This window comes from Gardnerella sp. DNF01198P (genome assembly GCF_049244165.1).
GTDB classification, from domain to species: domain Bacteria; phylum Actinomycetota; class Actinomycetes; order Actinomycetales; family Bifidobacteriaceae; genus Bifidobacterium; species Bifidobacterium swidsinskii.
On record NZ_CP058382.1, the window covers coordinates 396,859 to 410,973 of the forward strand.

Below are 14,115 nucleotides of genomic sequence, written 5' to 3' on the forward strand. Positions count from 1 at the left end.
GAAGTCCACTGGACTTCCAACCTAAGCGAGTTTCCGCTCCGAGTTGCTTGCGCGCGCTGTGCTGCGCTCAAGCAGGTCGTCGCGCGCGTTTGGAGGGTTGGCGTCGACGCAGTGCCGTACAATCGTCAATCGACACGGGTGCTCTGTGTTCTCGCTTATGCAAGCGTGAACATTCAGAGCTGAGAGAAAACCGCTTGAACGTGAATCCGGGTAATACCGGCGCACGGAGGTCTGTTTTTCCCGTGCCTGGAGAGGTGTTGCAAGGTTTCTTTGTAACGCAAAGTATTGCATGTAACGCATCGCAATGTAACGCGTTTGACGCACAGCATCGTAATGTACACATGTAACGCAAAATATTGCATTGCGCACAATGTAACGCATTGCAACACGTAACAAGAAAGGCACATTTTTATGTCAGAAGAAAATTATCAGTCCAACATGCAGTGGCGTGTTGCAGACATCGCAGTTGCTTCCGTAATTGGCGTTGTTTCTGCTTTTATTTATTGGGTTGTTGCCATTTTTAGTGAGGTTCCATGGACTGCGCTAAACAGCATTCTTCCAGGTTTTGCAGGTCTTATTAACGGTCTTTGGCTCTTCGCTGCTCCTTTGGCCGCAGTAATCGTGCGTAAGCCGGGTGCTGCTATTTACGCTGAAGTCGTAGCTGGCGTGCTCGAAGCTTTGATGGGCAATCAGTGGGGTGGTGCTGAAACCTTCGCTATTGCAGTAGTTCAGGGTTTGTTTGCTGAAATTGCGTTCATTATTTTCGCTTACAAGAAGTGGAATTTGAACACAATGATTCTTTCCGGCGCATTGACTGGTATTGGTTGCTGGGGTTACACCTTCCTCGGTAAGTTGCAGGCTGTTAGCGTATTCGGCAAGTATGGTCTTCCATACTTCGCCAGCACAGTGGTTTCCGGAATTGTGTTTGCTGGTGTTTTAATGTGGTTCTTGTATGTGGGAATCGCTAAGACCGGCGCGTTGGATCAGTTTGCGTCCGGTCGCGAAATACGCGAAAAATAGCGAATAGCGTATTAAGAAATAACTAAAATCTATCATTGCCATAAAGGATTTACTATGCCTGATGCTACTCAATCGCAAGAATCTGAAACTTTCCTTCCAACAGATTTAAGTGATCGCAAGAGTATCAGCAACGCTAGTGACGCAAGTAGAGCTAGTGATAACGCTTCTAACGCAAGTAACGCTGAACTTTGTTTTGAAAACTGGGGTTATCGTCATGCTTCCCGTCGCGCTTTTGCTGTGCGCGGGTTGGACCTCACGATTAAGGCGGGGCAGCGCGTGTTGCTGCTTGGTGCATCAGGCATCGGTAAATCCACGATTTTAAGCGGCGCGGCAGGTCTTATTGGCAATGATTTTGTGGCGAAAAATAGCGCAAAATCCCAGCAAACCACTCTCGTCGAAGATGCCGATGGTGGTGTGAGCGAGGGTTGCGTTTTGGTTGACGGCGTGCCGGTTCGACGTGCGCGCGGTCGTGTTGGTTTGGTTTTGCAAGATCCGGATGCACAGGCGATTTTCCAGCGTTTGGGGGATAACGTTGCGTTTGGTCCGGAAAATATGAACGTTCCGCGCAGCGAGATTTGGGATCGCGTGCGCAAAAGTCTTAAAGAAGTTGGGTTGGATGGCTTGCAATTGCATCGCTCAACTTCGCATTTAAGTGGCGGTCAGATGCAGCGTTTGGCGCTTGCTGGCGCGCTCGCTATGCAGCCGAGTGTGCTGCTTTTGGACGAGCCGACTGCGAATTTGGATCCGGATGGCACGCAGCAGATTGTTGGTGCTGTGCGCGCGGTTTTGGATTCGACGCATGCCACGATGGTGCTTGTGGAGCATCACGCGGAACCGTGGATTGACATGATTGACCGCGTGGTTGTGCTTGGGCTTGAGAATGATGAAGCTGCGAACGGAAAAGCTGCGAACAACGAAACCGTTCACGACGACGATATTGCGCGCGTGGCTTCTTCGCGCACGGTGATTGTGGCGGACGGCACGCCAGACGAGGTGTTTAATCGCACCGATTTGGACTTTGAGGATCTGGGTATTTGGCTTCCGGAACGCTACAAGAAAAACGTAAAATCTTCTGCAAATGAATCTTCCGTAAGTAATTCTTCCGCAAATGCAGAATCTTCTGAAAAATATTACGAAAACTGCAGTCCAGCAGAAGGCTACGGAGAAGTGCTACTTTCCACGAAGGACCTCGCAATCAGCCATAATAGCGAGCCGATTGCGCGTCACATCAATCTTGAGTTTAAAGCCGGGCAGATTACGGCTTTGGTCGGCGCGAACGGTGCTGGAAAATCAACGCTTTCGCTCACTTTGGCTGGTCTTTTGCCGGCAGTAAGCGGCGAGGTTGTGGCGAGTGATGCTCTTGCTCAAGGCACGAATGGTACGGATCCAATGAAGTGGAAGTCGCCTGATTTGGCGAAGCGCATTTCGTACGTTTTTCAGAATCCGGAGCATCAGTTTGCGTGTGGTTCGGTGTTGGATGAGGTTATGTTGGGGCCGCTTCGCACGGGTGTTTCGGCAGATGAGGCGCGAGTGAAGGCTCAGGAGTTGCTGAAGCGATTCCGTTTGGCTCGTTACGCGAAGGCGAATCCGTACACGCTTTCGGGAGGTGAAAAGCGTCGTCTGACTGTGGCGGCGTCGCTTGCTGCGGCTCCGCGTGTGTTGATTTTGGATGAGCCGACTTTTGGGCAGGATCGCAAAACTTGGTTGCAAATTATTCGCTTGATTGCAAGCCTTCGCAGCGAGGGTGTGAGCATTATTGTGGTGACGCACGACCGTGAGCTGGTTGAGGTGTTGGGTGCGCGCTTGGTTGAGCTTGTGCCGGATGTGAAAGCTGAAGCTGCTGAAATGAGTGCTGCTGAAGTGAGTGCTTCCGAAGTGAAATCTTCCGAAGCGCTTTCCGCAACTACCGGCGCAACAGACATTTCGCGTATCAAAGTGAGCGCTGTAAACAATCGCGACGAGGAAGCGAAACTTTCAAGCAAATCGCCGCTTCTTGCGTCAATTAATCCAGTATTTCGCATTTTTGGAGCGTTCGCGGCTTCGATTCCGCTACTTTTTACGCTTGATTGCGTTTCTGCTTCGGTTGCGTTGCTGCTGGAATTTGTGATTTTTGCGTGCATTAAGCTTCCGCCATGGCGTGTGATTCGCCTTTCGTGGCCTGTGTGGGTGGGTGCGCCGACTTCCGCGCTCACTGTGTTACTATACGGCAAAAGTGGCGGAAATACTTGGTTCCAGTGGTGGCTGATGCATGCTACGGATCGTTCGGCTATGCTGGCTGTTGCAACTTCGCTTAGGATTTTGGCGATTGGCGTGCCGTCGATTGTGATGGTGATTGGGCTTGATGCTACGGATTTGGCGGATGCTTTCAGTCAGGTGCTACATTTGCCGGATCGATTCGTGTACGGCGGTTTGGCTGGAATTAGGCTGTTTGGCGTGCTACAGGATGATTGGGCGGCGCTGACTGCGTCGAGGCGTTCGCGCGGTTTGGGTGATGAGCATCGCGTGAGGGCGTTCTTCCCGCAGTCGTTTGCGCTGCTTGTGCTTTCGATTCGACGTTCGACGACGCTCGCTACTGCTATGGAAGCACGCGGTTTTGGGGGAGTTGGTGCGCGTTCGCACGCTAGGGTGAGTCGTGTGCGTGCACGCGACTGGTGGATTTTTGCTGTGTGCGCGATTGTGCCGTCGGTTGCTGTTGCGGCTGCGCTTTACTTTGGCACCTTTGCCTTCCTCGGTGGCGCGTGATGGCTGTGCGCGCGATTGCGTGCGCAGGCGGCATAAACTGCGCGCGGCTGTAAACTTTCTGCCGTTTTTTCGCCTCGCATCCCCAGTCACAATCTAGTTTCTAAAGCACAACCATACTAACCTGCCCTGCCTTCGTCTTTATTAACGAAGGCAGACCTCGCTTGCGTTGAAAGCACACTGTGCTTTCAACCCTAAGCAAGCTCGGCGCTCCGAATTGCCTTCGCGCGCGCAATGCTGCGCTCAGGCAGGTCGTCGCGCATCCTCACTAGCGTGTATACTTTCTCGAGTTGCGGGCTTGTAGCTCAGTGGATAGAGCGTCTGCCTCCGGAGCAGAAGGTCGTGGGTTCGAACCCCATTAAGCCCACTTTTGATTTTCTACTTTTGGTCGTGCCTGTCTATTCGTTGCTTTTCGTGTAGTGTTTTGTAGAATATTTGCATATGCGCTGGTGCATTTAAAGAGTCATCGAATGCTATTGGGGTAGTATTCGCAAAAATAAAAGATATTTATCCATAGTTTGGAAAAGGGGAATACATAGTATGGACAATCAATGCGATTCGGATATAAAGAAAACATGTGCAATTAGTAAATTGCCTGTGAAGCTTTCGTCAATAGATCAGATAAAACATCTTAAGAAGCAAGGTATAACTTTTAACAAACAATCTGAAGATTCTGCAATTTCCTACCTTTCAATCTTCTCATATTATTTTGAGACTTGTTCATATAAAAAATTGTTTAGCAAGAGAGTTGGTGGATCTAGGGATGGCCAGTATATTGACTTGGATTTTGATCAATTATGCAAAATAGAGCAGCTTAATAGGATGTTTCAAATACTTTTGCTTCTAATAACTTTAGCTATAGAGCATGAGGCAAAAGTTAAGTTAATGAAAATGTTTACTGAAAATCCTGAAGAAGATGGATACTCCATTGTTGAAGATTACATGTCTAGTCTTTATAACGATGACCGCAAAATACTAATTGCTGAATTAGAACGACTTAAAGATGGGAAATATAGCAGAGAATCGGCGGCAAAGTATACAGGTGGAATGCCAATTTGGGTATTTGTTGAAGGTATTACATTTGGAACATTGTTAAGATTTTATCGTTTTTGCGCAAAAAGATGGGGTAGTAGAGAGATGCAGAAGGAGCATCACTTATTGTGCAGGGTAAAATCCGTGCGTAATGCTTGTGCTCATTCTAATTCAATATTGGATGGAATTACTGAAAAGAGTTTTGACAACGTGCTTTTGCTTGAAGAAGTAAGTAAAGCTATTGAAGCTGTAGGGTTCAATAAGCGTGCGAGGCGATCGAATATGTGTAATGCGAAGATGAAAGAAATAGTGATAACTGCATATATGTATAAGAGATTTTTGTCTAGGAATTATCAATGTGATGAATGCGTGAATGATCAAAAAAGCATTATTAGATACATTGCAGGAGGATTTATAAAAAAGGCATCTGAGTACACAAAAGAGTATGATAAAGCGAGTAAATTTAACTCATTGCTTGCTTTTATTTGTACTGTTATTGACAGTTGGATATGTGAAAGATAGAATTGAAAATGCTTGAAAACCTTAGGGTTTTGGGGGGCGGAAGTGCGAGAGTGCATCTGCCCCGATTTTTTTTTGCGCGCAAACGACTTTTTCTGTACACGGCTGCACAGTTTCTGTCGGATTTTCTTGCTGACGCGACGACCTGCTTTCGCGTTGCACAGTATATATAGCATGGCATATAGTGACGAATCTCACACAGTATATAGCGACGAAGCACACAGAATACAGCAGCGCAGCACACAACACACACAGCATATACCAGCACAGCATATAGCGGTGCGATGCATGCGTTATAACAACATGTAGTGCTTTGGGTTGGGGAAGTGGTCGGTTTTTAGACACGCCGAAGATGCGATTTTTGCGTTTTGGCGTCGGAAATTATGCGTTATAAATGCGTTTTACAGTAGATTTTTTAGCGATATTCGCGAATTATAGAAATTTTTTATATGCACAATTATAATACGTGTTTTGCTTGAAATCCTTCATGGGGGGGGGGTATAAATATTAGGGGCTTTTCAGCAACCATGCTTGTATATAGGGCATGCAGGTATGTTATACTGGACTACCTGTGGTTGGCTCTGTCTGTGGCATTTGCAGTAGTGTGCGTACAAGGTTTTAGTGCACCGAGCATTGGCATCGCATGCAGGTTGAGTGCGTGAAGTCTTAAAGATTAGAGAGTTGGAATTTGAGATATACTGCGGCTTGTGCAGCAGTGGAGGACTAGGAAGGCGAGAAAATGTTACCAGCAAAGTTCCGTGGATTCGCATCACGCGTGGGTCGTCTTGCGTCGCGCGCTTTGGTCTGGCATAAGACCAGCGAGCGTGATGCCGCCGTTCGTACTTCCAGCACCACAGTTATTTCTTCCAGCAATGCCAGTACTTTCGGCACCGCCAGCACTTCTTTCGACAAAGCAGTCATTTCCGACAGCGCAGCCAATTCCGACAACGTTACCACCATCGCTCGCACCGCTCACCCAGCCCACACTCTTCGTCGCGCGCTCTTCGCAATGTTCGTAGCCGCCGCCACCATAGTAACCATGCTCATAGTGCCGCCGATGAAAGAAGCTAATGCAGCTAATGTTAGTTGGGATTACATTGGTAACGGGTATATTTCTCCTAACTCTGTTGCGAGTTATGATGTATATAGAGATTTCGATGTTCAGTCTCCAGATATAAATACAGTAACCGTTAATGGAAAGAAAAAAACAACCATCACTTGGAATGTTCTTTTTAACGCAAATGGATGCAGAATTAAAAAAATAGAAAATCCAAATGTAGATTGTGATGAAAATACTGCTCTACATGCGTATGATGGTAGACCTGATTTTTATCTTATTCTTCCAAAAAACATCAAGGATAATAGCATAAGAATTACAAGGTATCGTACAAAATTTGCTGGTTACAGTGGTAGAGGCAAAAGGTTTGTTTGGGAAGAACGAGGCAAAGATCAAATACCAAGCGATTTTAATGGTTATACTAATGCTACGCGCTTACCAGGTGATAGTGATTATGAGAATTTCTGGAAAGCATCTATTGAAAAATGTGGTTTAGGTACAGATGCAACATGTGAAGTAGATACATGGCGTCGAGCTGGTAATTTTGGTAGGTTATTTAAATCTTGGGAACAAGATAACGCTGTAGATTCTATTCGCTGGATTGTTACTGCAGAAGTTGAAGAAGGCAGTGACCCTTATAAGTTACCTTTTATGGCAGGTTGGATTTCCTACTATGGAGATAAGCATAAGTTTACAGTTTTTGGTCCGTATGATCATGATGGCGACGGCATACCAGACTTGGAAGAGTTTAAGTATGGTTTAAATCCTAAAAATGATGATGACATCCAATTCCCAAAGAGGTCTAAAGAGGACGCTGTTTACGGTGAAGTTACTTCCGTGAAACCGTATATAAATACTGGTGAGTGGGTTGGTGATTCTTATAACGGCGATTTTAAATATTATAAGGACATGCCAAATCATGGGGGCAGAACTACGTCTGAGATGATTCCAACTGATGCTGGAATAGAATTTACGTTTAAAAAGAATGAAATTGGAAATAGTGAGATACTTCCGCCCGGTGTTACTAAGACGTATAATCCTAATAATATGCAGCCTGGTCAAGCCTATATTAATCCAAGAACAGGCGAGGTTAAGTATAGTCCTAAGGCTTCTGATAGAAACAAAACTATACATTTTGATGTTCAAATAAACTATCCTGATCCTAAACCTAACAATTGTAAAATGAACAATTCAATTGTGAAGGTCAAAGGCGTTGATATACACGTTGTTTCGCAGGCGTCCCGGTATAACCCTTACTATGACGATACTACAGTAAAAGCTGGTGAAGAAAAGAATTCTCCAAATCCAAAAGACAGGGGAGGGAAGAAATTCCCATCTGGCACTAAGTTTAAGGCAGAAATTTATAATAAGTATCAAAATCCACCAACTTGGGCAAAGATTAATAACGAGTCCACTGGTGTTGTCACTTTCCACCCAAATAAGTGGGTTCCTGCTTCTAAAACTGGTCAGCCTGAGAAGAGACCTGTAGTTGTGCATTATCCTGATGGTTCAACTTCGAAGGATAAAGATTCTGGTAATCATGGTGATCCAGTTAATGCTCCAGTGTATGTAACAAGAGATAACCCTGGCACTGGTGACTTGCAGCTCCATATTCATAAGAACCAAAATGGTCAAGAGATTGACTACAACGATGGATTCGTATTCCGCAAGAATCGTGAAGTTAAGCCACAACCATGGATAGATTCTTGGTCAGTGCAGGAACCTGGCGATATTACTATTCGCTCTGTGTGTGCTGATACTACAAATCCTCTGAATCTTAAGTTTTATCTTAACGGTATTAATGGAATAACAATAAATGGTGAAAAACCGTGGCCTCATGCTACTGATGAGGAACAAGAAAAGTGCCGAAATGGTCAGGGCTGTGCAGCAAACAAATTATTTGATAGCACAGGCAGAACCATGGAGCGTACGCGTGGTAGCATCACAGGAAAGCCACTAAAGGTTGGCAATTACCAGTGCACTGTGTATGCTTTGAAGCCTAAAGCTTTGAAGAAATTTGAGGATGCTGCTAAAAAGAACAAAGATATTGAAAAGCAAACCGGTTCTCCTACCAATATCATTAATCCGGATACCTTCAAGGGTTTAAGAGAAGATATTGATTATACATCTAGGACTGTGCCAATTAAGGTTCACTCCGACGCGCATTATTATAACCCTCAATACGATAAGGTATATGTGCAGGCTGGTGGTAAGTCTAAAGAATCGGCTGCTCCAGTAAGCCATTCTGGTGCTAACGGCGTGAAAGGTAATGACAAGAGTCAACAGGAGCTTGTGCAGAATGGTACTAGGTTGCCAAAAGGCACTTGGTTTGAGCTAAGAACCTATCCTAAAGATAATGAACATGTTCTTACATGGTATAAATTTGTCAATAAGCAAAGTAACAAGAAATCAGGCAAGGATGAGCCTGAAGATAGTACTACTGACGCTAGATATGGCAAAGTTACTTTTTCTCCAGAAAAAACTGTAATGCTTGGTGAATATTTTGCTCCTGTAATTGTGCATTATCCAGATGGTTCCACTTCTGAAGATCCGGATTCTGGTAATCTTGGCAAGCCTGTATATGCGCCTGTAGAGGTAACTAGTCAACCGATCCAAAAAAATGATTTAAAGCTCAATGTTTATTCGCAATATGGCGGAAGACGAATTGAAAACAATGATAAAAATGGTATGCGTTTCCGTAAAGATGAAGTGTTAGGCGACGCTACTGGTAACACTAAGCCAATGTTCTTTGACTCATGGTCAAGTGCTAAGCAAGGAAAAATTTATCAGCGCATGCTTTGCTATAAAAAGAATCCACAAACTGGTAAACCTGAAAGCTATGAGATTGATGGTATTAATGGTCTGACACTTGCCGGTCGAAAAGGTAATACTACAAGCGGTGAATTTATTGATAAACAACCATCACAATGGACAAGAGCTACTGAAAAGAATAAGTATGAATGTACGGTTCATGGTAAAAACTGCAACCGTAACCTTTACTTATACGGTGATGAGCATGATACCGTAGAGCGCACTTGGGGTTGGTTACATGGCAAGGTTAAGGAAAATGGCGACTTTGTGTGCACTGTGTACGCTATTAAAGACCTTGAAAATAAAGATGGTAAGCATGGTGATTTACAAAATAAGTTTGATAAAGCTGTAAATGACTTTGTAAAGAAACCTGCTGATCGCAAGTTTGAAGAGGTTATTAAATCAGTCTTAACAGATAAGCCGGGTAGTGAAGATAGTCCTCAAGAAGCCACTCAAAGGCATATCGATTGGGATTCGGTAACCTTCCCAATTCATGTGCATAGTGATGCTCACTACTACAACCCAGAGTATAAGACTATTAGCATGGAGGCTGGTACCAAACAAGCCACTGAGGTGCCTAAGAGCAAGAAGAATGCCAACGATGCTAATACGTTGCAAGACGATGTGCGCGAAGGTGATCTACCGGACGGAACTTGGTTTAAGTTTAAGAAATCTTTAAGCTACACATTCTTTGAGGATGATCAAGATAATAAAGCTGACTCTGGTGATTCAGCTAAGAAGGGCACGGGTCAGTTTGGCAAGGTGACGTTCCGACCGCACAAGTGGTTCCCTGTTGGTTCTGACAAAGTGCAGGTTATTGTGCACTATCCGGACGGTTCCACTTCTGAAGATAAGGACTCTGGTAATCTTGGTAAACCTATTTATGCGAAGGTAGACATTACGCGATCGCATGATGAGGATGCTGGTAATTTACGGCTGAATGTTGGCGATCGTGAAGGTAGCGGCGACTGGAATGATACTACCATCAAACTCACTAAGGGCGAGGAACTTAGTACTTCTAAAAAGACGACCCGTTGGCTTGATTCATGGTCCAAGTATAAGCCTGGAAAAATCAATTTGCGCACAATTTGCAATAAGATCAATTCAGACGGCACTAAGTCTCACTACCAGTCGGGCGGTATTGCCGGCATTACGATGCAAGATGTAAAGATTTGGGATCATACTGAAGATGCGTCAGCGCAGAAAGCTTGCGAGAAGGATGCAAGTCAGTGCCACCCTGATAGGCAGCTGTACGACGATTACATTGCAAATGGTAACTCAAAAGATACCACTGAGCGTACTCGTGGGTGGATTAAAGGCAAGGCTAACGAATCCGGCGACTACGAGTGCGTAGTTTACGCGATTAAAGCAAAACAGTTTAGTAAAGACAATAACGATTTGCTTACTAGATTCGATGCAGCTGTTGGCGCACTTAACAAAGATGCAAGTAAGAATAACACTGATCCTTTGAAAGACTTCAAGTGGAAGCTTGATGGTAATAACGGCAACAAAAACGCGGTTAAAGGTGTCGACTACGAGTATCGTTCAATACCAATCCACATTCACAACGACAACCACTTCTACAACCCGAAGTATGTTGATGTGAGCGTTACGGCTGGTCAAAAGGTTGAGAATGCTGTGCCGCAAAGCGTTAAGAGTGCTAACGGTGCGGATAAATACCAGGATGTTGTGAAGGCTGGTGCGCTTCCGGACGGAACTTGGTTTGAGTTTAAGGATGCCACAAACGGCTTTGAGGTAAATGCTGACGGCACTGCTGGAAACAAGGTGTCTTTAGACTGGTCGTATTGGGCTTCTAATAACGCTGCCGATAAAACCGGTGAGCAAAGCAATAAGCCTGACAATCCTTCCAAGCAAAAGAATGGCAAGCACAGTTCCAAGGATGACGGCACTCGCTACGGCAAAGTGACCTTCCACCCAGATCAATCTGTTGCTCCTAAAGCGTACTTGAAAGAGATTGTCATCCATTACCCGGATGGCTCCACTTCGGACGACTCGGATTCTGGTAACAACGGCAAGCCTGTGTATGCGAAAGTTACAGTTGGAGGCCTCAGTGGAGCTGACAAGGATCTTAAGATGACATTGCTAAGATCCCAAGACGCTGATCCTGTTCATGACACGCTTGGTAGTGGTAATTCTCTTACTGTTATGAGCGGCACGAGCCTTACTAAGAATCCGTATGTGCTCGCGTGGAGCTTGAAGGATCGTAGCAATATTTCATTGCGTATGATGTGTGCTAAGCAAGGCGAGCAAAAGTGGAGTCGCGGGCTTGACGATACGCTCAATATGCACCTGAACCAGAATTATGGCGAAAGTGTAAAGCCGTGGGCTTTTGCAAATGCTGATCAGCGAAAGTCTTGCAGTCAAGACAGTAAGAATTGCATGGCTAACTTGCTGTATGGCTTTACGAAGGATAAAGATCCGAACAGCATAGAAAGTGCTGTGTCTCGCAGTGAAGACGATATTGCTGGCGTACCTCAAAAGGCTGGAAATTACACGTGCGCTGTGTTTGCGTTGAAGCCGAATGCGCTGACGGTGTTTAATAACACTGTTAATGGAAGTCTTATTGAAGGTAACAAGTATTCGTCTACAAATATGCAAACAACTCAGCTTGCCGGCGTAACCGTTGGAAAAGACTGGAACAGAATTGCTGTTAATGTGACCGTGATCGATCCGCCTAAATTCGCTCTGCCAAAGACCGGCGGAATGAACTGGAACGTGCTGCTTGGTGCGTTTGCTGTGATTGGCACGGGCGTGATGGCGGCTGGGTTCTTCCTTGAGCAAACCAAGTGGGGGCGCGCGATGCTCGAGGCGTTGCTGCGTAAGACACTGATTAAAGATTTTATCTGCAAAACTGCCAAAAAGCTTCGCGCTTTAAGGCGACGTAGCGAAAGGTGGCGATGCTGATGAAAATTTTCTGCAGCTTAAAAACTGCAGTATCAACGTTCCATGTGCTAGCAATGGCATTACGCGTTACACAGTGATGTTACACAGTGACGGTAATTATGCCGGAGCATGGTTCGGATTTAATCTTGCTGCGCGCGGCGCAAATCGTAGCCGCCGACAGAGTTCATGCGGCTTTGCGATGACTCCGCCGACCGTGCGCAACACAAAATAAAACAATAAACGTATTTTCCTCAAAACCTGCCCACAAGGGCACTGATATAAAGGAGAAGAAAGTGAATAAATTCACTAAACAATGCGTGGCGGCATTCGCCTCGCTCGCAATGGCTGGCACGCTGTGCGTCGCCGGCGCCGTGGTGGCAAACAACGTAGCATTTGCTACGGGTAGTGAGAGAGCAGCTGCTCAGCCAGCACCTTGGTCTGAAGTTGGTAAGAAGATGAAGGGTAAGATCATCATCAATAAGAAGGATGCATCTAACAATAATGGTTTGAAGGATGCTGTTTTCACCATTCAGAAGGTTACCAATATTAAGAGCGATAATGACCAGACTGGTCTTAGTGTAGATTTAACTTCTGAAGATGGCTGGACTAAGCTCGCTGCTAAAGTAAAGCAGCTTAATGCAACACCTCTTGATGAAACCAAGCTTACATTAGATAACGTAAAGGAAAAGACTACCGATCAAACTGGTAAGGCTGAATTTGATAACCTTGATTTGGGCTTGTATTTAGTGAAGGAAAAGTCTGCTCCTGCTGGCTATGCAACTGATGTGAAGCCATTCTTCATGACTGTTCCAGAGATTACGCGTGAAGCCAGTGCTAAGAACAACACCTACACATATGAAGTGTCAGTTGCGCCTAAGAACACCAATGTTAAGGATAATGTAACCAAGACCGCTGATAATGGAAAGATTGTTGGTGCTGGTGATACATTGCCTTACACTATTACTGCAAAAGTAAACAAGAAGAAGTCCGATGCTGCTGATTCTAAGACTGGAATTACGAAGGATGAGCTCCAAGGTTTTGCTATTTACGATGACGCTGTAACTGCGGCATATGATTCTGTAGGTACTGGCGTCGTTAAAGAAGTTAAGATTGAAGGTCAGCAGAATGCTATGACTGCTGATGATTACGTTGTGACTTCTTCCGCATTGACTAAGCCTGAAGATACAACTCGTACTCGCATCATGGTTAAGTTTAAGGATGCAGGTCTTACAAAGATTGCAACTGTTGTGAATGGTGCAAATGGCGCTGATGTTAAAATTACTGTTAAGTTAGAGTTTAAGTTGAAAACGGATCTTTCTAATTTTGTTGGTTCCGATAAGAAGTTAGATAACAAGTCTGGCTTCGTTCCAGGTCACGGTGCCGGCGTTCCAGATACTCCAACTCCTGGCGGTGACGCAACAACTGAGTTCCGTAAGTTCCACATCAAGAAAGTTGATGCAACTGATAAAACAAAGCTTCTCAACAAGGCTGAATTCAAGGCATTTGCTGATCAAACTGAAGCTAAGAAGTGTGCTGCTGACCCAACTGCTGCTCAAGCTTGCGATAAAGCAATGGCGGGCTTTACTGACACAGCACAAACTAATACTGAGGCTACCATCACCACAACTGGTGTTGATAAGACTGCTAGTGGTGTAACTAAAGATTATGTTGCTAAGGTTACAGATGCTAACGCTAATAGCAAGATTTATCTTGTTGAGGTTAAAGCACCAGAAGGTTATGCTCGCTCTGAGCAGCCTCATGAAATTTCTTTAACTTCTGCTGAGTCTAATGCAACTGCTCAGGAAATTGAAATTGTGAACGTCCCAACCAAGGATAATGGTTCTTGGTTCAACCTTCCAAAGACCGGTGCCGCAGGCGTGATCATCTTCGCGTTGGCTGGCATGTGCTTGGTTGCTGTTGGTATGTTCATCTTCTTGCGCAACCGCAAGAAGGATGAAGAGCAGCAGAACGCCTGATTGTAATTGGTGACTGCTGAGAAAAAATCAGCAGTCACTGCTACATGAATGTAAATA

The 14,115-nt window shown here is 45.1% G+C and carries 5 protein-coding genes and 1 tRNA gene; all 6 read left to right on the forward strand.

Annotated elements, in window-relative coordinates; genetic code table 11:
- Window positions 1–411: 411 nt before the first annotated feature.
- The 6 genes from HXT44_RS01830 (at window position 412) to HXT44_RS01855 (ending at window position 14,058) form a co-directional block, all read left to right on the forward strand.
- Entirely contained in the window at window positions 412–1,020 is a 609-nt protein-coding gene (locus tag HXT44_RS01830; RefSeq protein WP_004105192.1) for an ECF transporter S component, read from the forward strand.
- Window positions 1,021–1,074: 54 nt separating this feature from the next.
- Entirely contained in the window at window positions 1,075–3,762 is a 2,688-nt protein-coding gene (locus HXT44_RS01835; protein ID WP_421783019.1) for an ATP-binding cassette domain-containing protein, read from the forward strand.
- Window positions 3,763–4,053: 291 nt separating this feature from the next.
- Window positions 4,054–4,126 (forward strand) — tRNA-Arg (locus HXT44_RS01840).
- A gap of 173 nt (window positions 4,127–4,299) precedes the next feature.
- Complete coding sequence (locus HXT44_RS01845; protein WP_004110605.1) at window positions 4,300–5,313, forward strand: Abi family protein; 1,014 nt, start codon at window positions 4,300–4,302, stop codon at window positions 5,311–5,313.
- Between the two features lie 736 nt (window positions 5,314–6,049).
- Window positions 6,050–12,103 (forward strand): Rib/alpha-like domain-containing protein, encoded by a 6,054-nt coding sequence (locus tag HXT44_RS01850; protein WP_421783021.1) that lies wholly within the window; start codon window positions 6,050–6,052, stop codon window positions 12,101–12,103.
- Window positions 12,104–12,375: 272 nt separating this feature from the next.
- A complete protein-coding gene (locus tag HXT44_RS01855) occupies window positions 12,376–14,058 on the forward strand; it encodes a SpaH/EbpB family LPXTG-anchored major pilin (RefSeq protein ID WP_421783023.1) in 1,683 nt (560 codons plus the stop codon).
- Window positions 14,059–14,115: the final 57 nt, after the last annotated feature.